Origin of the sequence: Polynucleobacter sp. UB-Piko-W3, from assembly GCF_018881635.1 — a bacterium.
Taxonomy (GTDB): Bacteria; Pseudomonadota; Gammaproteobacteria; order Burkholderiales; family Burkholderiaceae; genus Polynucleobacter.
The window spans coordinates 1,530,715-1,551,632 of the sequence record NZ_JACVPY010000002.1; the positions used below are offsets into that span (position 1 = coordinate 1,530,715).

Consider the following 20,918-nt stretch of genomic DNA (forward strand, 5'->3'; position numbering starts at 1 on the left):
AGCCCTTGCTCCTCGAAGGAGTAACTGCACAGCAGATTTTTGATGACAATGTTGCAGATCTCAAGCTTTCCTGGATTGGCGGACTAGAGGGCGCAGATCGCACCTTCCCGGCGGAGGCAGTCAAAGCAGCCGCAGCTAGCTCAGACTTAGTGGGACACTTAAATCTCATTCACCCAAGTCGCATCCAAATCTTTGGTGAACAAGAGGTTGACTATCATGCAGCGCTCGAGCCCGAACAAAAGCAAGAGCAAATCGCTAACTTAATTTCTAAAACGCCTCCCTGCGTCATCGTAGCCGACGGCAAATCAGCCGATTCAGATTTGCAGCTCTACTGTCAACGTACTTCCACCCCTTTATTTACTACCCCCATCTCTGCAGCAGAAGTGATTGATCATTTGCGGATCTATCTCACCAAAATTGGTGCGCCTCAAATCACAATGCATGGTGTTTTTATGGATATCTTGGGCTTAGGTGTATTGCTAACTGGTGAATCAGGTTTAGGTAAAAGTGAATTGGGTCTTGAGCTGATTTCTCGTGGCCATGGCTTAGTGGCAGATGATGCCGTTGATTTTGCTCGCCTTGGTTCAGACTATATCGAAGGACGTTGCCCAGTTATCCTGCGCAACTTACTTGAAGTTCGTGGCTTAGGCCTGCTGGATATTCGTACCATCTTTGGTGAAACTGCCGTACGCCGCAAACTCAAGCTCCGTCTCATTGTTCAGCTAGTTCGCAGAACGGATGGAGAGTTTGAAAGATTACCTCTTGAAGCTCAACACATCGATGTCCTAGGGGTTCCGATTCGTACAGTAAAAATTCAGGTTGCCGCAGGACGTAACTTAGCGGTACTAGTTGAAGCTGCTGTTCGCAATACGATTTTGCAATTACGTGGCATCGATACCTTAAAAGAATTCATGGAACGTCAACGTATTCAAATGAATGCCGAAGCTGATTCAGTCAAATCCCAGGGTCGCTTACTCTAAACTATGCAAATTAATCTGATTACCGGAATCTCTGGCTCAGGTAAATCAGTCGCCTTGAGGGCTTTTGAAGATGCAGGCTATGACTGTGTAGATAACCTGCCAGTCTCCCTCCTTAAGAATTTGATTGTCACCCTCGAAAAAGAAAAGAGTGAGTGTGTAGCAGTAGCAATTGATGCACGTCGCGGTGAATCTATTGCTGAACTGCCCTCTATTCTGGAGAACTTGCGTCGCAATCATCAAGTCAGAATTGTTTTCTTAAACGCTGACACTAATACCTTAGTGCAGCGCTTTTCAGAAACCCGCAGACGCCATCCCTTATCAACCAATGCTCAGCAATCTCAATCGGCAACACTCATCGAGGCGATCGATAGAGAGCGAAACCTACTTGAACCACTTCGTACCCAGGCGCATAGTATTGATACCAGTAATTTGCCAGCACATGCGCTACGCTCCTGGATTGGCGATCTTCTCAAAGATAAGCCTCTTGGACTATCCGTGATTTTTGAATCCTTTGGTTTCAAAAAGGGGGTTCCTAGTGAAGCGGACCTAGTGTTTGATGTGCGCTGCCTGCCCAATCCTCATTACGATAAGGATCTAAGACCACTAACTGGTAAGGACAAACTGGTTAAAGAGTTCCTTGAGAAAATCCCTGAAGTAGTTAGCATGGAAGGTGACATTATTCAGTTTATTGATAAATGGTTGCCGCACTATATTGCAGATGGTCGTAGCTATTTAACGGTGGCAATTGGATGCACCGGCGGACAACATCGCTCAGTCTATTTAGTTAATCGTATTAGCGAACACTTTCGTGCACAAAAAGATTTGGCTGCGCTGCAGCTTAATTTTTTAGATCGTCACCGCGAGCTAGACTCAATCCCAACAGCAAAACTTTAATTGGCTGCGGCAAGCCATATCGCCCTAACTGACTAAGGTGTACCCACTTCAAATCAGAGCTCGAGAACTCTACTGCGCTCGCAGAGTTTAATTCCCAAATCTGCATCCATAAACGACGGTGGGTGAAGATATGTTTAATTTGATTACCCTGCTTTAGACCCTTTAATGATTTAGCTAGCCCGGCAATATTCTCCTTGGGCAAAGTGACAGTCAGCAGCCCCTTGAGGGTTGAAATGCTCTTGTCCTCTTTCTCAGTTTTAGGTCTCCATGCTGACTCTGGCAAAGACCATAGCCCTCCCCAAATCGCCTTACTGGGTCGTTTTTGCAAAAGAACAAAATTACCCGATCTGATCAACAACATATCGCAATCAAATTCGGGTGACTTTGCTTTGATCACCTTTTTTGGCAAAGCCAGAACCTGATCACTTAAGTTCGCCTGGCAATCCTTTGCAAAGGGGCATTTTTTCTCCACGCCCATGCATACTGGTTTACGGGATGTACACCAAGTGGCACCAAAATCCATCAAGGCCTGTGTATACACCGGCATATTATTTGCTTGATTGGGTAATAGATCATTTGCTAATTGCCATAGGCGATCATTCACTGCTTTATCTTGTATTGCACCGTCAATAGCAAATAAACGTGCCAGAATTCTTTTGACATTTGCATCTAGTATGGGCGCCCTTTCATGAAAAGCAAAAGCGGCAATCGCTCCTGCTGTTGATCGACCAATCCCCTTTAGCTGCTCAAGCAATACTGGATCGCTCGGAAACTTTCCAGAAAATTCCTGCATTACTTGCTTTGCGCATGCGTGCAAGTTTCGAGCACGAGAGTAATACCCCAAGCCCGCCCATTCAGCCAATACTTCATCAATATCAGCTGCCGCTAATTTTTTGACAGTCGGAAAGCGTTTCATAAAGCGCGGGTAGCGCTCCAAAACTGTTGCAACTTGAGTTTGTTGCAGCATGATTTCAGAAACCCAAACTGCATATGGGTCACGATTACCTTGCCATGGCAAACCTGAGCGGCCGCTGACCCCATGCCAAGCAATTAGCTTTTTTGCAAAAGCATTCATTATCGTTTTTGACATTGGGGGCAGAAATAGGTGGAGCGCTGCCCCTGGACAATTTGTGTAATCGGCGTTTTACAAACCTTACAGGGCAAGCCTTTGCGGTCATAAACTTTAGTTTGCACCATGAAGTGACCGGGATCACCTTCGCTATTTACAAAATCTTTCAAGCTACTACCGCCAGCAGCGATCGCATTTTTCAGAATGAGTCTGACTGCATTTGCTAAACGAGCACACTGGGGTTTGCTTAACTTACCAGCAGCCTTTGCAGGATGAATGCCCGCCTCAAATAAACTTTCTGAGCAATAAATATTGCCGACGCCCACTACGGCCTGACCAGCCAGTAAAAATTGCTTCACCGCTACAGTGCGTTTGCGTGAGGCTTTATAAAGAACATCAGCGCCAAGTTGAGCTGAGAACTCAGCTGAAAAAGGCTCAACCCCCAACTTTTGTAAAAGGGGATTTTTCTCAAGCGGGCCTTTCGTATTGGCATGCCATAAAACTGCGCCAAATTTTCTGGGGTCGTGCAATCGTAGGCTCAGCTTGCCAAATTCAAAAGTGACACGATCATGAGGCTTCAAAGAATCGGCGCTTGGCAGGATCCGCAAGGTTCCAGTCATACCCAAATGGATAAGTAAATGACCGGTATCCATTTCCAGGAGGAGATATTTGCCGCGCCTTGCAATCGACTGAACCTTCTGCCCTATCAAAATCTTAGGCAATTTAGTAGGCACGGGCCAACGCAAGCGCCCATCCAGAACTTTGACGGCGCTGACCTTCTGCCCCTCAAGGTGGGGGGCAATTCCTAATCTGGTGACTTCTACTTCTGGAAGTTCTGGCATCAATGGATTGTAGATTCGCAGATTAGAATGTGCTTATGAGCAAATTCATACGCAAGCCCCTTTTGCAGGGCTTATTCCTTTTGGTCGCATCTAGCGGCTTAGTCTTTTCTGGCCAAACCCAGGCCCAAATAGATGGCTTAAAGACTGGTGAAGGGGTATTTGAGGTGCTTGCCTCAGAGATAGCCCTCCAAAGGGGCGAGGCTGGGCTGGCTTACAACACCTATCTGGAAATGGCCCGGCAGTACAAAGACCCCCGTCTGGCTCAAAGAGCAATGGAAATCGCTATTAGCGGAGGCTCGCCCGATTTAGCGCTTCAGGCTGCAAAAACATGGGATGAGCTATCGCCAAGCTCAGAAACCAAACCTAAGGAGGTACTCATTACTCTCCTCGTTTTGAGTAATCGCTGGCCTGATACGGTGAAACCAGCAATTTCTTTGCTACGGCAACAAACTCCAGCGCAACAAGAAAATACTTTATTGCAACTACAAGCATTGCTTGCTAAAGCAAAAGATGAAACGGAAGCATTACGAGCTTTCTATGAGATTGCATCCACTGTCAAAGTGCCACTAAAAGATCCAGGTCTGCTTTACACCTATGCGATGTCTGCAGAAAAATATGGGCGTAACGATGTGATGGAAAAAACTTTGCGTGAAATTTTACGTAAACGTCCAAACGATGCCAACTCTCTGAATGCTTTAGGTTACTCTTTAGCTGATCGCAACATCAAACTTCCTGAAGCGTTTGCACTGATTAGTAAAGCACATGAACTATCCCCAAAAGATGCTTTCATTTTAGATAGCTTGGGCTGGGTGAACTTTAGGCTGGGGAAAAATGCTTTGGCATTAGAGCAACTGCAGCAGGCATTTGCGATGAAGCCTGAGGCTGATATTGCCGCTCATACTGGCGAAGTCTTATGGATTATGAATCGTCGCCCTGAGGCAGAAGAGGTATGGTCCAAAGGACAAAAATTAGACGCTAATAATCCGACCCTCAAAGAAACTTTAAAACGCTTCAAACCAGACTGGTCTACCCCAGAAAAACCTCCTCAAGGCTCATGGGATGGCCGTTTCGCAGTAAAAGTCATCGGTATTACTGACTCGCAAAATCAAGGTGGCTCAGGTGGCTTTACTTTGACTCAAGATGCGCTCAAGGATATCTTGGAAATTCGAAATCCTATTGGTGGCTCTATTGCAAAAATAACGATCAATCCTGGTGAGGCAACTTTAGAGCGCGATGGTCAGGTCGTCACCGCAATTGATGCAGACACATTAATACAAAATACTCTGGGCTTGCCCTTGCCTGCGCGTGGCCTATCAAATTGGCTCAGAGGTGAAGTGAGACCGGGTAGCGAAGCTAGCATCGATAGAAATGCCAAAGGTCAAGTGAGCAAAATTAATCAGGATGGTTGGGAATTAGCTTATACCTGGGGTAAGAACATGCGCCTAGATAAACTCACGATGACGCGTAATTCTAATATTGGATCGATTGATATTCGTTTGGTTTTTGACCATCCCAATGAGTAAGTCAATCTTGGTGCTGCGATCACCAGCAAAGCTCAATCTTTTTCTTCATATCATTGGACGCCGTACCGATGGCTATCACCTACTTCAATCTGTTTTTCAACTGATTGATTGGTGCGATACCGTCACTTTAAAAATCATTCCAGAAAATGAAGTACGCCGAATCAATCCAATACCTGGTGTATCACCAGATCAAGATTTGGTTGTGCGTGCTGCAAAATTATTAAAAGATTTTTGCAAGTTTGAGGGCGGGGTTGAAATTAGTCTTCAAAAAGAAATTCCGATGGGCGCTGGATTAGGTGGCGGCTCTTCTGATGCAGCAAGTACCTTGATCGGACTTAATACGCTCTGGAATCTCGAATTAGACCAGGCAACTTTAGCGAGCTTAGGCCTGCAACTGGGTGCAGATGTGCCTTTCTTTATCTATGGACAAAATGCTTTTGTAGAGGGAATAGGCGAAAAATTTCAAGGAATTGAGTTGGAAAAGCGTGATTTTTTGGTGATTTTTCCCCGGCAGGGAATCGCCACTGCAAGCATTTTTCAAGCCCCAGAATTGACCCGAGATCACGCTCAGATTACAATTGATGGCTTTCTTGCGTCACCATGGTCCGATCTATCAAACGATTGTCAGGCTGTAGCGATGCGGATTTGCCCTGAAGTGAAGCAAGCTTTGGATTGGATTAGCCGCGCAGTACCGGGCTCAAAGCCCCGTATGTCCGGTTCTGGAAGTAGCGTTTTTGCCGTCTTAGACCCTAAGACCGATCCCGCAAAACTAGAAAATCTTTTACAAACTCTTCCACAAGGGTGGGTAGGTCGGATTGTTGGGGGCTTAAATAAAAATCCCGCTTACAATTTGATTTCTTCAGAATGAGCTGTAGGGGAATCGCCAAGCTGGTTAAGGCACTGGATTTTGATTCCAGCATGCGAAGGTTCGAATCCTTCTTCCCCTGCCAAATACTGTAGAAACGATAAAGATAATCTTTTGACCCGACAAAGCCCTTGATCCTATGACTACCCCGACCCACTCAGATTTACTGACCCTATTCACAGGTAATGCAAATCCCATTTTGGCAGAGGCTGTTGCCAAAGAGCTCAAACTCAATATGGGCAAAGCTTTCGTAGGTCGTTTCTCAGATGGCGAGATTCAAGTTGAGATTCAAGAAAACGTCCGCGGTAAAAATGTTGTCGTGATTCAATCTACCTGCGCTCCAACGAACGACAACTTAATGGAGCTCATGATCATGATTGATGCTCTTAAGCGTGCATCAGCTGGTCGTATTACCGCCGTGATTCCTTACTTTGGTTATGCCCGCCAAGACCGTCGCCCTCGCTCTGCCAGGGTTGCAATCTCCGCACGCATCATCGCCAATATGCTGCAGTCAGTTGCTGGTATTGAGCGCGTGCTCACCATGGATCTCCATGCCGATCAGATCCAAGGCTTCTTTGATATTCCGGTAGACAATATTTACGCCTCGCCAGTACTCTTGGCTGACCTAGAGGCGCAGAAGACGCAAAAAGATCTCATCATCGTTTCTCCAGATATTGGCGGTGTTGTTCGCGCTCGCGCAATGGCAAAACAACTCGGTACTGATTTAGCAATTATTGATAAACGTCGTCCTAAAGCAAACGTTTCTGAAGTAATGCATCTGATTGGTGAAGTCGAAGGTCGTCATTGCGTGATCATGGATGACATCATTGATACCGGTGGGACCCTCTGTAAAGCAGCTGAGGCGCTCAAAGAGCGTGGCGCTAAGGGTGTTACTGCCTACTGTACTCATGCAGTCCTATCGGGCGGTGCAGTCGCCCGTATAGCCGCCTCTGAACTCGATGAATTAGTTGTGACCGATACCATTCCATTGACTCCTGAGGCCATGAAAGTGACCAAAATTCGTCAATTGACAGTGGCCCCCCTCTTAGCCGAAACCCTTTCCCGCATTAGCAAGGGCGACTCAGTCATGTCGATGTTTGCCGAATAGGCCAAAAATCCCTGTTTTACCTCGTTTTTTGGCAATTTTGAGGGGTTTGTAGGCAAAAACTCCCTTTCCCACGATATAATCGAAGGCTTTTCTGTTTGGTCGCGAACGGAAATTAACCTTAACTAGGGAATTTAATATGAAAGTAGTAGCCTTTGAAAGAAGCGTACAGGGAACGGGTGCGAGCCGCCGTCTGCGCAATTCCGGAAAAACTCCGGGAATCGTTTACGGTAGTAAAGATGCAGCCGCTGTTATCGAGTTAGACCACAACGCACTGTTTCATGCTCTCCGTAAAGAAGCATTTCACTCATCCATTTTGGATTTGGAAATCGGCGGAAAAACACAAAAAGTGTTGTTACGTGATTACCAAATGCATCCATTTAAGCCATTGGTATTGCACATTGACTTTCAGCGCGTATCTGCGACTGAGAAAGTTCATATGCGCGTTCCATTGCATTTCACTAACGCTGAGACTTCAGCTGCCGTGAAATTGCAAGGCGCTGTTGTTAGCCACATCCTCAATGATCTGGAAATTTCTTGCTTGCCAGCAGACTTACCAGGCTTCCTTGAAGTGGACTTGAGCAAAATTGAAGTAGGTCACTCTATTCATGCTAAAGACGTTGTATTGCCAAAAGGTGTTAGCTTGGTATTGCACATTGAGCAAGAGAACCCAGTGATTGCAAACGCACGTATTCCAACGGTCAAGGCTGCTGAGACTGAAGAAGCTGCTCCTGCCGCTGCTCCTGCCGCTGCTCCTGCCGCTGATGCTGCTAAGGACAAAGATAAGTCTTAATTTGCTTAAGCTACACTGCTTGCATTCAGAAAGCCCGCGCAAGCGGGCTTTCTTTTTTACTTTTTGTAGAAAAGTCTTGAAGACTTTAAACTCCCACCATGACTAAATTAATTGTTGGCCTAGGCAATCCTGGAGACGAGCACGAAGAAGATCGGCATAACGCTGGCTTTTGGTTTGTTGATGCCTTAGCAAAACAATTCAATGTCCGTTTTGAGTCTGAAAAACGTTTTCATGGAAAAGTTGCAAAAGCAAAATGGGAAAGTGAAGATCTCTTTCTTCTTAAGCCTAGTACTTATATGAACCTCAGCGGTCAAGCAGTGGGTGCTCTGTGTCGCTTTCATAAAATCACACCTGCAGATATTTTGGTGGTTCAAGATGAGCTCGATCTAAAGCCGGGGACTGCCCGGATTAAGTTGGGCGGCGGCACTGGCGGCCACAACGGCTTAAAAGACATTCAAGCGCACTTAGGAACGCAAGACTACTGGCGTCTTCGCTTAGGCATCGGTCATCCACGAGATGTAGCTGGTGATGGTCGCATGATGGATGTAGCAGATTATGTATTACGTAGACCGCAACAGGCAGAACAAAAGCTGATTGATACCAGTATTGAAAATAGCCTACAGATCTTGCCGCTATTTATGAAGGGCGATACTCAAACTGCCATGCTGGAGCTGCACTCCAAAGGCTAAACAGCATTTGCTTTTTTGCTTGCAGTTAACAGCTTGTACTTCGCCATGAGCTGCTCTTGAGATTCCGTATATTGAGGATGAAATGGAATGCAATCTACTGGGCAAACTTGGCGGCACTGAGGGGCATCATAGTGTCCAACACACTCTGTACATTTATCAGGATTGATCTCGTAAATCTCAAGTCCCATATAAATCGCATCATTAGGACACTCGGGCTCGCACACATCACAGTTGATGCATTCGTCCGTAATCATTAAGGCCATATGTACGCGCTAACCTTACTTTTTAGCCTGGCCATTACTCGCCATCTTCTTGACCAACCACTTCTCAACAGATGGGAAAACAAACTTACTGACATCACCGCCCATAGAGGCAATTTCACGCACAAAGGTGCCCGAAATAAATTGATATTGATCGGAGGGGGTTAAGAAAAGGGTTTCAACATCAGGCAGGAGATAACGATTCATGCCAGCCATCTGGAATTCATATTCAAAGTCAGAAACTGCCCGCAAGCCACGAACAATCACTCGCGCATTGTGCTCACGTGCAAAATCTTTTAATAAACCGTCAAAGCCAACTACTTTGACATTGGGGTAGTGACTCAGAACTTCGGTAGCAATATCAATACGCTCTTCTAAAGAAAAGAAGGGGTGCTTGCTACGACTAGAGGCAACGCCCACAATCAGCTTATCAAAAATGCTGGATGCACGACGCACTAAATCCTCGTGACCACGAGTAAAGGGATCAAATGTTCCTGGGTATACAGCGACAGTCATAACTCTCCTAAGGCTTTATCAGCTATAGGCAAGAGTTTAGCCTCTTCTACCCCGAAATAGACAGGCTTTTACCTGGCCTGCCTCTAAGTATTTTCCACAATGCCAGTCTGGGAGTAGGGCCTCTATCTCATCGCGAGCACGACTGGAGGGAAATTCAACATAAATGCCGCCCCCACTGGAATCATCACAAACTCGGCCAGCCTCAATCAGAGCTTGATCTAATAAGCCCTGGTCCTGAAATGGAGGGTCGATAAAAATTAAGTTGCTTGAGTGATTTACCTGTTGCTTGAGATATTCAAGACTATCTCTGTGCAAAATTTCTACCTTGCCACTAACGGGTGAAGACTGTAGCAAAACATAATTACTCACTAAGCTTGTATGGGCTTTTTTATCTTTTTCTAATAGGACTACCAGCTCAGCGCCACGAGAGGCTGCCTCAAAACCCAGCGCACCAGTTCCGGCAAAGAGATCTAGACAATGCAATCCCGTTAGATCCTGACCAAGCCAATTAAAAAGGGTTTCTCTAATACGATCAGTGGTTGGACGCAATCCAGGCAAATCTAAAACGGCTAGCAGGCGACTTCTCCAGACGCCACCGATGATGCGCACTTTCTTGGGCGGCTCTGCCTTTAAAGTCTTTGCGGACTTATTTATTTTTTGCCCCTAACACCACAATCCTCATTCGATCCATAGCTAGATATTTTTGGAAAGCGCCGCGCACTTGCTCTAAAGTCACTGACTCTACTTGCTTAGTCCAAACGTCCATCGTATCGAGCGGTAAATCGTTCCATGCGATTGATGACACGTTATCTAATAATTTTCGATTGTTATCAATCCTCAATGGATAACCATTGACCAAGTTAGATTTAGCAGCAATCAATTCGGATGTTGTTGGGCCATCGGCAATAAATTTTGCAATGGTTGAACTCATGACCTCTAGTGCCATAGTAGCCTGATCATTCTTAGTCTGAAGGCCAGCCCGGAAAATACCAGTATCTTTGCCTGGAACAAAGTAACTAGAGACGCTGTAGGCAAGCCCACGCTTTTCACGTACCTCTGACATTAAACGAGATACAAAGCCACCACCGCCTAATATGTAATTACCAACTAAAAGAGGAAAGTAATCCGGATTGCTTCGAGTTACCGCCGTCATACCCATGGCGATATGTGCTTGTTGGGAATCAAATGGAATCTGAATTTCACGCTGCGCTAAAGGCTCTACTGGAGAACGTTGCAACTCTGGCAGCTTAGCAATAGGATTTCCTGACTGAGGAATCTTTTGTAGTAGGGTCTGCACGATTTCATTAGCTTGGGCTCGGTCAACATCACCAACAATGCTGACAATCATGCGATCACTACGATAAAACTGCTGATGAAACTGTGTCAGATCTTTTGCGCTTACTGCACCTACTGATTTAACAGTTGGATTATTCCCAAGCGGGTAATCACCATAAATAGATTTTGCAAAACGGCGCTCTAGTACAAACTCTGGCTTTGTTTCAGCCTCAAGCAAATTGGTAATCGTCCTTTGCTTTTCGCGCTCAACTATTTTTGTTTCGTAAGTAGGTGAACTTAACATTGCTGCAGCTAATTTCACTGCTCGATCTCGCAAATCTTTTCTGCTTAAGCTGCGGATGCGCAAAATGGCACGTTCGCCGCCAACAGATAAACCAATATTGGCACCTAAATCTGCGATCTCATCGGCAATCTGAGCCTCACTCAGAATGCCTTGATCACCTCTCACCCCATAATTCATGAGGCCTGCTGCCATATCAGCTAGACCACTCTTGCCAGATGGGTCAAAGCGATCGCCAGCATCAATACTGACTTCAATATCAACCATGGGCAGCGCTTTAGTTTGAACTAAAAATCCCTTGCTACCTTTGAAGGTATCCAGTTTCTCAATCGGCAAAATAGCATGAGCGGTAACAAAATAGCCAAATGTAAGCAGGCAAATCAAAATACTTTTTTGGAGAGCATTCATTATTTACCCTCCTTACTAACTACAGATTTGCGGGCCTGAGGCTCTAACACGGCAATCGTTAAGCCTGGATCCACCAAATATTTTTGAGCAACCGCTTGGACCTGTTCAGGCGTAATCGTTTGCATTTTTTCTAGCATATAGTCGATATCTTTCCAAGAAAATCCCGCCATCTCGGTAGTACCAATTTCCATTGCTTGGCCGAAAATAGAATCACGCTTATAAATTTGATCAGACAGAATGCGCACCTTGATACGCTTGAGTTCAGACCCTAAGATTCCTTTTTGCTTTAACTCATCTAAGGCTTTACGAATACTGGCTTGGGCTTGAGCAACAGTTTTCCCCTTCGCCATAGAGACGCTGATCAAAAATAACTCTGGTCCGCGAGAGATCATGTCATAAGCAACGCCAACATCATTGACTACTTTTTCCTGTTTAACCAGAACTCTATTGAGACGGGCGTTGTCATAGCCATCAAGTACAGCAGTCAGAAGTTCTAGCGCATACGGCTCAGGATCATCCAGCTTGCCAGGTTCCAAGCGCGGCACTTTCCAAGCCATGGCCAACTGAGCACTATCGGCTACAGCCCTCACCTGAACTTGCTTAATTCCTTTTTGGGGTGGCTCAATTTGCGGCTTACGTTCTGGTAATTCTTTTCTCGCAATGACGCCGTAATACTTTTCAACTGCCTTCAGAATTTGCTTGGGGTCGACATCACCACTAATAACTACAGTTGCATTATTTGGCGCATACCAGCTGCGATACCAATCACGTGCATCAGCAGGCTTCATATTTTGTAAATCATTCATCCAGCCTATTACTGGATGACGATAAGGCGAAGTCATATAAGCTGTTGCCATGAGTGATTCGTTTAAAAGGCTACTAGGATTATCTTCAGTCCGCAAGCGACGCTCTTCCATGACCACCTGAATCTCTTTTAAGAATTCTGCATCATCAAAATTGAGATTCGACATACGATCTGCCTCAAGTTTGATCACTTCATCTAGCTTCGATTTTTCAACCTGCTGAAAGTAGGCAGTGTAATCACGGGAAGTAAATGCGTTCTCGCGTCCACCAACAGCGGCGACTAATCGCGAGAACTCTCCAGACTTCACTTGATGGGTACCTTTAAACATCATGTGTTCGAGAACGTGAGCAACGCCAGTGCGGCCGTTTACCTCATCTATCGAGCCTGCGCGATACCAAACCATATGAGCAACAGTAGGTGCGCGATGATCCTCTCGAACAATCAGCTTTAAACCATTACTGAGCATAAATTCATGAGTATCGGCAGAATTGCTACTAGCAGCCCAAGATAATGGGATACAGAGTAAGAATAAAAAGCAAATTCGGAGTAAATTGGAATGCATGTACTAAATCACCATATCCCAAAAATTAAATTGATAAGATGCAAGGTTAAATTGTATCGATTATGTTCGGCTTACGTAAAAACCTCGGATCCCTTTTTAAATCAAGCAAATTAGATGAGGCTTGGTTTGATACTTTGGAAGAGTCACTGATTCAAAGTGATGTGGGTCTACCTACGACTGAGCAATTGATTCTTAAGCTTCGTAAGGCGGCTAAATTAGAAAAAGCTTCCAGTCCAGAAGCGCTTCAAACGCTTCTGATTGAAGAAGTCAGCACTCTTTTACAGACCTTAGAACCCTCAGCAAATCCACTCTTTGATTCTAGTAAATCCAACACCCCAGAAGTATGGTTGGTAGTAGGGGTAAATGGGGCCGGTAAGACAACGACGATTGGCAAGCTTTGCAGACTCTTTCAGTCCCAAGGTAAATCTGTTCTCTTAGCCGCAGGAGATACCTTTAGGGCTGCCGCACGAAATCAATTGCAAGAATGGGGGGGTCGTAATCAAGTAGAGGTGATTAGCCAAGAAGGTGGTGATGCTGCTGCAGTTGCTCATGATGCCGTCCATTCAGCCATCTCGCGTAAAAGCAATATCTTGATCATTGATACTGCAGGACGACTGGCTACTCAGGATCACCTGATGGAAGAACTGAAGAAGGTGAAAAGGGTCATCAGCAAAGTATTACCTGGGGCACCTCACCACACTTTGCTGGTGCTTGATGGTAATACTGGTCAAAATGGTTTAAGCCAAGTGAAGGCTTTTCATGCAGCCTTAGGTCTTACCGGAATCATCGTTACTAAGCTAGATGGCACTGCTAAGGGCGGTGTTATCTGCGCCCTGGCACACACCCTCCAAGATGGGTCAAAACCAGCCGTATTAGCCCTTGGCAAAGGCGAGGGTATCGATGATTTAGCCCCATTCACAGCCAGGCAATATTCATCCGAATTATTCAATTAAATCAATATCTTACGGAATCTTTAAACCATTAGCACTCTCTTGACAGGAGTGCTAAAATGGAGGTTCATTAACACCTCACATTTACAACAAAAATGGTTCTAAAGAAATCTGACAATTCAAATATGCAAAGACTGCCCATCGCGCAGACTGCATCTGCGTCTGCATTTCCGATGCTGCCATCCTTAGGGGTTGGTACTCTTGATTCCTATATTGCGTACGTGAATCGCGTACCAATGCTAAGTGCTGCTGAAGAGTTGCATCTTGCGCAGGAATTTCGTCGCGCTGAAAATGTCGATGCCGCTAAAACTTTAGTGCTATCCCATTTACGCCTGGTAGTTTCTGTTGCTCGTCAGTATCTTGGCTATGGTATTCCGCATGCTGACTTGATTCAAGAAGGCAATATTGGCCTGATGAAAGCGGTCAAACGCTATGACCCAAACAATGGTGCACGTTTAGTGTCTTATGCAATCCATTGGATCAAAGCTGAGATTCATGAGTACATTCTGAAGAATTGGCGCTTAGTCAAAATGGCGACGACTAAAGCACAGCGTAAGTTGTTCTTCAACTTACGCAGCAATAAGCCTACTTTGAGCGCCCTCACTCCCGGTGAAATCGATGCTTTAGCTAAAGCACTTGATGTCAAAGGTTCTGATGTTAAAGAAATGGAAATGCGGCTTGCTGGTGGTGATATTGCGCTTGAGGGTGATGACACTAATGAAGATACAGCCTATGCACCGATTCAATGGCTTGCTGATAACAGCCAAGAACCCACAGAACGCATTGCTAGCAATGAGACTGATGCGCTTCAAGGTCCTAAGCTTGATCAAGCCTTGATGGCCTTAGATGAGCGTAGCCGCAATATTGTTCAGTCACGCTGGCTAGCAATGGACGCTGATGGTAAAGGTACAAAAACCTTGCACGACCTTGCAGATGAATACGGCATCTCAGCTGAACGCGTCCGTCAAATTGAGACAGCAGCTCTCAAGAAGATGCGCGGTATGCTGCAATCTGAGTCAGCTTAAGTAACTTAAGCTACTCTAGCCCTCACACCCTCTTACTTTAAGAGCTCTTTCAAGTCATGCGCCAAGGCCTCAGGGCCTTGAGCATGCTTAATATATAAACGCAATCGACCCTCTGGATCAAATGCATAACTACCTGCTGAGTGATCTATCGTATAAGACCCGGGGCTGACGCCTGGCATCTTCTTGTAATAAATCTTGAAGTCTTTGGCGACCTTCTCTAAGGCAACATCATCTTCAGAGCGAAGCCCTAAGAAGCGTGGATCAAATGCAGGGACATACTGCTTCAAAATCGCAGCAGTGTCTCGCTGGGGATCAACAGTCACAAAAAGTACCTGTACCTTATCTGACTGAGGTCCCAAGATAGTCATTACTTGTTGCATCTCAGTCAAAGTGGTTGGACAAACATCAGGGCACTGTGTATAACCAAAGAACATCACCACTACTTTGCCCTTAAAGTCCGCCAGCGTTCTCACCTTACCATCTGGATCTACCAAACTAAAGTCTTTACCAAAGGCTGTACTACCAGTGATATCAATATTCTTAAACTCCGGCTTTGGACTACAAGCCGTCAAAATCAACAATAAAGTAGCAATACAACAAGTACGTAAAAGGGAAATATTCATCTTAGAGGAAGTAGTGATCTATGAGTAGCGCTGCAAACAGCAAGGACAAATAGGTAATTGAAAAACGGAAAGTTTTTTTAGCTAAGGGATCACTATAGGAAATAAATAAAGCAATAGCATAGGCTAAAAATATTAGCCCAAGAATAGTAGCGGAGACGAGATATACCATGCCACTCATGCCGTAGATATAAGGCAGCAGAGTCGCTGCGATCAATATCAGGGTATACAAAAGAATATTGAGTACCGTAAAGCGTTCACCATGCGTTACTGGCAGCATCGGTAAGCCTGACTGCACATAGTCCTCACGACGATATAGAGCCAAGGCCCAAAAATGGGGAGGTGTCCAGACAAAAATAATCAACACCAAGAGCCAGGCCTCAGCGGGCACTGTATTGGTTACAGCCGCCCATCCAAGCGCTGGAGGCATTGCTCCAGAGAGGCCGCCGATCACAATATTCTGGGGTGTAGCTGGCTTTAATAGCCAGGTATAAATCACGGCATACCCCACAAATGTTGCCAAAGTCAGCCACATTGTTAACGGGTTGCAAAAGTTCCACAAAATAATCATGCCGAGTGAACCCAGAATGATTGAGAAAACAATAATCTGAAATGGAGTCACCTCACCAGTTGCTGATGGACGCCAAGAGGTGCGCCTCATTTTTGCGTCTACTGCTTGCTCAATTAAACAGTTCACAGCAAACGCTGCGCCTGCCAATAACCAAATACCAATAAATCCACCAAATAGAACGGGGTAAGGAACCATTCCCGGGGTAGCCAAGAACATGCCAATCAAGGCACAAAAAACGGCAAGTTGAGTCACTCTGGGTTTGGTTAAAACCCAGTATTGACGCCAACGTGGCATTGCTACAGGCGTAAATTTTTGGGGTGCGCTCATAACTTTGCCATCTTATTTTGAATGGGTAGGCGCCAAGATGCCCAATAACTCATTCTGACCAAACAGAATACTAAAGCTGCTGAGCCAGCGGTGTGTAATAAAGCTGCTAATAATGGCCACTGAAATACGACGTTTGATATTCCGGTAATGACTTGTAGTAAGAGTATCGCTAGTAAAAGTTTTGCGTAGCGGCCAAGGCCAGACAAGACTGGGGTTGCCAACTGTAAAGCCTTCAGGCTCAAGGCACCCAAGACTATCAAAACCGCAAGAGCAAACAGACGATGTGCCCAATGAATGGTTTGTAAGGCCGTTGGAGAAATAAATTCACCTTGAGCATTCAGACCTAATTGACGCCATAGCGTAAAACCTTCCCTCCAGTTAGTTTCTGGCCACACACTTCCTAGGCAAGTTGGAAAATCAGGACAAGCTAGTACGGCGTAATTAGTGCTGACCCAAGCGCCTAAAAATATTTGGATAGTAAGCACTACAAAAGCAATGATTAGTAGTTGGGCTGGTAAAGGACGTATACGAAGAATATGAACCGAAGAGCTCTGCTCCCAAGCCTGCTGAGCATAGACAGTTAAGCAAGCCAATAAGAACAAAGCGAGCATTAGATGAATTGTCACAATGATGGGCTGTAATTTCAAGGTTACGGTCCAAGCACCAAATGCCCCCTGAATACAAACCAGTAAAAGCAAGCCTAAGCTACAAAATACAGGGGATTTTCCTAAGGACTTCAGCTTGCCAAAAGCCACACCTACTTGCACCAAAATTAAGGCACCAACCGTCATTGCGAGATAACGATGAATCATTTCTATCCAAGCCTTGATCACCGTGACGGGCCCACTCGGCATGGTACTTTCAGCCTGCTGTATTTCTCCAAGGGCATGAAAAGGGTTAGAAGCGCCGTAGCACCCAGGCCAATCTGGGCAACCCAGACCCGAATCCGTCAGGCGGGTAAAAGCACCGAACACAATGAGATCGAAAGTCATAAAGACCAATACCCAATTGAGTTTTTGGAAAAAGCTATATCCAGGTCTTGTCCAAAGATATACCAAGGGTAGTCCAGCAAAAACAATTGCGATGGCAGCTAACTCTAGAAACAAAACTAAAGTGGGCATTACAGTTTCTCGCCCTTGTGATTTAACTTCAAAAGTTTCTCCAAATCTTTTTTGATGAAAGCAAATTCCTTTGGAGAATTGGTGACTGGGAAATACATCATCTTTGCTGGACTTGGATCAATCAACTGAATTTGTTGACCGCCACCCTCTTTATTAAGCCAAGCCTCAAACTCTGCCCTCAGCTTAGGGTCTCTTGGTGGCGCAACAATCTTGAACCCAGCAACTTGTTCGTCATAAGCCTTTGCCACTTCAGGGTCAACAGGCTTACCATCGGTATTGATCCATAGCAGCTGAACACGCTTGTTTTCTCTGCCCATGGCAACCTTCACTTGACGCATTAGAAAAAATGCTTCAATACATTTTTCATCTTTGATTTGGCATTCGCCTGCAGGCCGCGCAATGAGCAAAGTCCACTTGCCTTGTAACGGAACATCTAGCCAAGCAGAATTAAATTCTTGAGCCGGGTAAACCAATGTGCCAAAGTTTGTCTTGCCCCAGTCAGGCTTAATTACGTAATACGCCAAATATGAAGCGATCACAGGCGTAGCACATGCCAGCAAAAGCAAAAGCATTTGAATGCGGCCACGACGAGTTTGCGCATTGATTGCTACTAAATCAGTTTGCGAAGCCGGAATTAATAACTCTTTATCACTCACTCTTGATCCCCATTCACACCCTGCCGCCAATATTGACGCAAGCCAGTAATTATCCAAAATAAGAAACCGCTAACCGCTAAGGCAAACCACTGGAATGCATAAGCATAATGGCGATCGACCCCGGTTGTCAGTGGAGCCCACTCACGCAACAAGCCATCCTCGACACCAGTATCTACCTCTCGCAAAATAAAAGGGCTTTGCACCCAACCGCGTAGCTTACCCTCAGCTCGTAAATTAAAATTTTGCTCAATTCGTGGCTTGCTGGCATCAATGATGACCTGACCTTCCCCTAAGGCATAGACCTTACCAGGATGGGCAAACACAATACCTTCAATAGTGACCGCCTTGCTTGGCGTTTTCACAGGCGGTAAAGACTCTCGGTTCTCACTATCGCGTGGCGCCCAACCCCGATTGATCCACAGAATCTCATCACGTCCCTCAAGCTGCAATGGCATCAGGAGATAAAAACCAGACTGTGAGGTATTGCTTCCGGCTGGAGGAATAGGTCTTGGTCGGTTATCTAACCAAATAGCAGCCTGCGGAATATACTGCCCACGAGCAATCATGCGGCGCTCGCTCGCATCCTCTAAGCTTAAAAGAGCATCATTCGCACTCAAAATTGGCATCTGTTGCCGTGCTAATAAATTAGCAGCTAAAGCAATCTTGCCATCCGCCCTATTCAGCTGCCAAATACCGGCGGCACAGGCGATTGCAACAACCAACAAGGCTGATACAGTAGCAACTATGCGCTTAGCAATGAGAGCAGTAAAAAGCGTATTCAAGAGATTTCAATATAAGGATTTAAGATGAAGTGGATTATTCCGATTGTCCTACTAATGATTGTTGCTAGCTTAGGATCAGCCTTGTATTACATGATGAAAGGTAGGGGTAATAGCTCCAGAATGGTGTACTCACTCATGCTGCGTATTGGGCTATCAATTACGCTATTTGTTGGAATTCTCCTGGCCTATTACTTTGGCCTGATTGAAGCTACTGGCATTAAAGTGGGCACAAACTAAAGCCTACTTCATCAGAATAGCGTGCCTAATAAATGAATCGGGGCTTGAGGCCCCGATTTTTGATGCAACTTACATCCAGTACACAACGATGTAAAGACCGAGCCAGACAACGTCCACAAAGTGCCAGTACCAAGCAGCACCTTCAAATGCAAAGTGATTCGTAGACGTAAAGTCGCCACGAATCATACGACGCAAAACAATCGCTAGCATCGTGCCCCCAAGGAATACGTGAAAGCCATGGAAACCAGTCAACATGAAAAAGGTTGAGCCATAGATACCGGAGGTCAATTTCAAGTTGAGCTCATGGTAAGCATGGTAGTACTCGTAAACCTGAAAGCCCAAGAAGATAGTGCCCAAGCCAACAGTTGCAGCTAAGGCAATAATCGCCTTCTTCATGTGATTTTCAACTAGCGCATGGTGCGAAATTGTGATCGTCACACCCGAGCTCAACAACAGTAGAGTGTTGATAGTTGGAATTGGCCAGGGGCCCATGGTGGTAAATTTTTCAACCAAGCCAGCAGGGCCATCATTAGGCCAAGCCGCTGCGAAGTTAGGCCAGAGTAATTTACTTTCTACATCACCCAACCAAGGCATCGCAATATTGCGCGCATAAAATAATGCAGAAAAGAAAGCGGCAAAGAACATAATCTCAGAGAAAATGAACCAAGCCATCGACCAACGATAAGAAACATCTACGTTGACACCATTCTTACCAGAATTTGACTCGGCAATCGTATCGCCAAACCAGTTGTAGAGCACGAATAAAATCCATGCCACACCAATCAAGCTCAGAGCACCGCCCCAAGAGGTTTGGTTTACCCAGCCAGACATACCCGCGCCAAAAGCGATCAAGCCGACTGCTGCCATAGCAGGATGTCTAGATAGTGCTGGGACAAAATAGTATGGGGTTGAATTGGATGACATCTTATTCTCTCTACTCAATCAAAAAATAATCAATGGGATACAACTAGTTTCACTATCAAGAGCAGGATAGCCATAAAAATCAGGGCACCAACAACCCCCGCAATGATAATGTGTACAAAACTTAGTGAAGCTACATCTTCTTGCAAGCCTGCTTTTTTACGCACCCCCAAAAAGCCCCACATGACGGCTTTCATAGACTGCATAAAACTACTTTTTTTCTTCATAACACTACCTTCGACTTAGGCGCCGGCGGCGTGCCACCCAATCCCAGCTCAAAGAAAGTATAGGACAAGGTGATTGTTTTCACATCATCAGGTAAGCCTGCATCAATCACAAACACTACCGGCATCTTCTTCGTTTCGTTTACTGCTAGTGTTTGTTCCTGGAAACAAAAACACTCTAATTTAGTAAAAAACTCAGTTGCACTTTTGGGCGCATAACTTGGTATTGCTTGAGCCCGAACTGTGCGGCCAAGATTATTTGTCACTTCATACACAATCTCAGTCATTTCACCAGGATGAACTTCTAAAAAATTCTTCACCGGCTTAAAAGTAAAAGGCCCGCGGCTATTGGAATCGAATTCAATCGTCACCGTACGAGCATAGTTCACTTGTGTATTACCAACTCGATTAGGGCTAAAAGCTCGAACACCGTAATCATTCTTACTGGTGACCACATTTATTCCAGTAACCTCACACAAGGCTTTATACATAGGAACTAAGGCGTAACCAAAACCAAACATCATCACAGCTGCAATTAAGAGCTTTAATAAAATCTGACGATTTAAAGTTTGAGTAGTAACCATCGCAATGTATGGG

The 20,918-nt window shown here is 45.3% G+C and carries 25 protein-coding genes and 1 tRNA gene; 11 read left to right on the forward strand and 15 right to left on the reverse strand.

The window, feature by feature from the left end; all coding sequences use genetic code 11:
• The first annotated feature begins 5 nt into the window (after positions 1-5).
• Positions 6-980, forward strand: coding sequence for an HPr(Ser) kinase/phosphatase (gene hprK / locus ICN31_RS08105; protein WP_216260846.1), 975 nt, complete (start codon positions 6-8; stop codon positions 978-980).
• Positions 981-983: 3 nt separating this feature from the next.
• Positions 984-1,874: an RNase adapter RapZ gene (rapZ, locus tag ICN31_RS08110; RefSeq protein WP_216260317.1), complete on the forward strand. Its 891-nt coding sequence runs from the start codon at positions 984-986 to the stop codon at positions 1,872-1,874.
• Here rapZ and mutY read toward each other — a convergent pair.
• Together mutY and mutM are read right to left on the reverse strand one after the other, a co-directional pair.
• The gene (gene mutY, locus ICN31_RS08115; RefSeq protein WP_255530940.1) at positions 1,819-2,949 is read right to left on the reverse strand and encodes an A/G-specific adenine glycosylase; all 1,131 of its coding nucleotides are present in this window, start codon (positions 2,947-2,949) and stop codon (positions 1,819-1,821) included. The genes rapZ and mutY overlap by 56 nt on opposite strands.
• The gene (mutM, locus tag ICN31_RS08120) at positions 2,949-3,785 is read right to left on the reverse strand and encodes a bifunctional DNA-formamidopyrimidine glycosylase/DNA-(apurinic or apyrimidinic site) lyase (RefSeq protein ID WP_216260319.1); all 837 of its coding nucleotides are present in this window, start codon (positions 3,783-3,785) and stop codon (positions 2,949-2,951) included. Before mutM ends, mutY begins: the two co-directional genes overlap by 1 nt.
• Before the next feature lie 35 nt (positions 3,786-3,820).
• Here mutM and ICN31_RS08125 point away from each other — a divergent pair, with 35 nt between their 5' ends.
• From ICN31_RS08125 to pth, 6 genes are all read left to right on the forward strand, one after another.
• Positions 3,821-5,308 carry a lipoprotein insertase outer membrane protein LolB gene (locus tag ICN31_RS08125; RefSeq protein ID WP_216260320.1) on the forward strand — a complete coding sequence of 496 codons (1,488 nt, stop codon included), beginning with the start codon at positions 3,821-3,823 and terminating at the stop codon, positions 5,306-5,308.
• Positions 5,301-6,176: a 4-(cytidine 5'-diphospho)-2-C-methyl-D-erythritol kinase gene (ispE, locus tag ICN31_RS08130; protein ID WP_216260321.1), complete on the forward strand. Its 876-nt coding sequence runs from the start codon at positions 5,301-5,303 to the stop codon at positions 6,174-6,176. Before ICN31_RS08125 ends, ispE begins: the two co-directional genes overlap by 8 nt.
• Before the next feature lie 5 nt (positions 6,177-6,181).
• Positions 6,182-6,258 (forward strand) — tRNA-Gln (locus ICN31_RS08135).
• A gap of 54 nt (positions 6,259-6,312) precedes the next feature.
• Positions 6,313-7,281, forward strand: coding sequence for a ribose-phosphate pyrophosphokinase (locus ICN31_RS08140; protein ID WP_088525417.1), 969 nt, complete (start codon positions 6,313-6,315; stop codon positions 7,279-7,281).
• A 136-nt stretch (positions 7,282-7,417) separates the two neighbouring features.
• Entirely contained in the window at positions 7,418-8,071 is a 654-nt protein-coding gene (locus ICN31_RS08145; protein WP_216260322.1) for a 50S ribosomal protein L25/general stress protein Ctc, read from the forward strand.
• A 98-nt stretch (positions 8,072-8,169) separates the two neighbouring features.
• Positions 8,170-8,760 (forward strand): aminoacyl-tRNA hydrolase, encoded by a 591-nt coding sequence (gene pth, locus ICN31_RS08150; protein WP_216260324.1) that lies wholly within the window; start codon positions 8,170-8,172, stop codon positions 8,758-8,760.
• Here pth and ICN31_RS08155 read toward each other — a convergent pair.
• The 5 genes from ICN31_RS08155 to ICN31_RS08175 are packed head-to-tail and all read right to left on the reverse strand — an operon-like array spanning position 8,757 to position 12,887.
• Positions 8,757-9,023, reverse strand: coding sequence for a YfhL family 4Fe-4S dicluster ferredoxin (locus ICN31_RS08155; protein ID WP_216260327.1), 267 nt, complete (start codon positions 9,021-9,023; stop codon positions 8,757-8,759). The genes pth and ICN31_RS08155 overlap by 4 nt on opposite strands.
• A gap of 15 nt (positions 9,024-9,038) precedes the next feature.
• On the reverse strand, positions 9,039-9,536 hold the full coding sequence (coaD, locus tag ICN31_RS08160; RefSeq protein ID WP_088525421.1) for a pantetheine-phosphate adenylyltransferase: 498 nt from the start codon (positions 9,534-9,536) through the stop codon (positions 9,039-9,041).
• A 36-nt stretch (positions 9,537-9,572) separates the two neighbouring features.
• Positions 9,573-10,190 carry a 16S rRNA (guanine(966)-N(2))-methyltransferase RsmD gene (gene rsmD, locus ICN31_RS08165; RefSeq protein WP_216260848.1) on the reverse strand — a complete coding sequence of 206 codons (618 nt, stop codon included), beginning with the start codon at positions 10,188-10,190 and terminating at the stop codon, positions 9,573-9,575.
• Complete coding sequence (locus ICN31_RS08170; protein ID WP_216260330.1) at positions 10,183-11,520, reverse strand: pitrilysin family protein; 1,338 nt, start codon at positions 11,518-11,520, stop codon at positions 10,183-10,185. Before ICN31_RS08170 ends, rsmD begins: the two co-directional genes overlap by 8 nt.
• A complete protein-coding gene (locus tag ICN31_RS08175; RefSeq protein ID WP_216260331.1) occupies positions 11,520-12,887 on the reverse strand; it encodes a pitrilysin family protein in 1,368 nt (455 codons plus the stop codon). The genes ICN31_RS08170 and ICN31_RS08175 overlap by 1 nt, the downstream gene beginning before the upstream one ends.
• Before the next feature lie 62 nt (positions 12,888-12,949).
• On the opposite strand from ICN31_RS08175, the gene ftsY reads away from it, so the two are divergent.
• Both ftsY and rpoH read left to right on the forward strand, forming a co-directional pair.
• Positions 12,950-13,840 (forward strand): signal recognition particle-docking protein FtsY, encoded by an 891-nt coding sequence (gene ftsY / locus ICN31_RS08180; RefSeq protein ID WP_216260333.1) that lies wholly within the window; start codon positions 12,950-12,952, stop codon positions 13,838-13,840.
• 122 nt (positions 13,841-13,962) lie between these two features.
• A complete protein-coding gene (gene rpoH, locus ICN31_RS08185) occupies positions 13,963-14,862 on the forward strand; it encodes an RNA polymerase sigma factor RpoH (protein WP_370624306.1) in 900 nt (299 codons plus the stop codon).
• Positions 14,863-14,894: 32 nt separating this feature from the next.
• Here rpoH and ICN31_RS08190 read toward each other — a convergent pair whose 3' ends face one another.
• Genes ICN31_RS08190 through ICN31_RS08210 form a run of 5 tightly spaced genes read right to left on the reverse strand, consistent with a single transcriptional unit; the run spans position 14,895 to position 18,939 of the window.
• The gene (locus ICN31_RS08190; RefSeq protein WP_216260338.1) at positions 14,895-15,485 is read right to left on the reverse strand and encodes an SCO family protein; all 591 of its coding nucleotides are present in this window, start codon (positions 15,483-15,485) and stop codon (positions 14,895-14,897) included.
• 1 nt (position 15,486) lies between these two features.
• Positions 15,487-16,380: a heme o synthase gene (cyoE, locus tag ICN31_RS08195; RefSeq protein ID WP_216260340.1), complete on the reverse strand. Its 894-nt coding sequence runs from the start codon at positions 16,378-16,380 to the stop codon at positions 15,487-15,489.
• Positions 16,377-17,501: a heme A synthase gene (locus tag ICN31_RS08200; protein WP_216260342.1), complete on the reverse strand. Its 1,125-nt coding sequence runs from the start codon at positions 17,499-17,501 to the stop codon at positions 16,377-16,379. Before ICN31_RS08200 ends, cyoE begins: the two co-directional genes overlap by 4 nt.
• Entirely contained in the window at positions 17,501-18,157 is a 657-nt protein-coding gene (locus tag ICN31_RS08205; RefSeq protein ID WP_216260343.1) for a hypothetical protein, read from the reverse strand. The genes ICN31_RS08200 and ICN31_RS08205 overlap by 1 nt, the downstream gene beginning before the upstream one ends.
• Positions 18,154-18,939: an SURF1 family protein gene (locus ICN31_RS08210; RefSeq protein ID WP_255530941.1), complete on the reverse strand. Its 786-nt coding sequence runs from the start codon at positions 18,937-18,939 to the stop codon at positions 18,154-18,156. The genes ICN31_RS08205 and ICN31_RS08210 overlap by 4 nt, the downstream gene beginning before the upstream one ends.
• 24 nt (positions 18,940-18,963) lie before the next feature.
• Between ICN31_RS08210 and ICN31_RS08215 the strand changes: the two genes are divergently transcribed.
• The gene (locus tag ICN31_RS08215; RefSeq protein ID WP_216260344.1) at positions 18,964-19,176 is read left to right on the forward strand and encodes a twin transmembrane helix small protein; all 213 of its coding nucleotides are present in this window, start codon (positions 18,964-18,966) and stop codon (positions 19,174-19,176) included.
• 69 nt (positions 19,177-19,245) lie between these two features.
• On the opposite strand, the gene ICN31_RS08220 is transcribed toward ICN31_RS08215, so the two are convergent.
• From ICN31_RS08220 to ICN31_RS08230, 3 genes are read right to left on the reverse strand one after another with little or no spacing between them, the layout of a single operon-like run.
• Positions 19,246-20,100, reverse strand: coding sequence for a cytochrome c oxidase subunit 3 (locus tag ICN31_RS08220; RefSeq protein WP_216260345.1), 855 nt, complete (start codon positions 20,098-20,100; stop codon positions 19,246-19,248).
• Between the two features lie 29 nt (positions 20,101-20,129).
• Entirely contained in the window at positions 20,130-20,324 is a 195-nt protein-coding gene (locus ICN31_RS08225; protein WP_088525433.1) for a DUF2970 domain-containing protein, read from the reverse strand.
• Complete coding sequence (locus tag ICN31_RS08230; protein ID WP_088525434.1) at positions 20,321-20,905, reverse strand: cytochrome c oxidase assembly protein; 585 nt, start codon at positions 20,903-20,905, stop codon at positions 20,321-20,323. Before ICN31_RS08230 ends, ICN31_RS08225 begins: the two co-directional genes overlap by 4 nt.
• Positions 20,906-20,918: the final 13 nt, after the last annotated feature.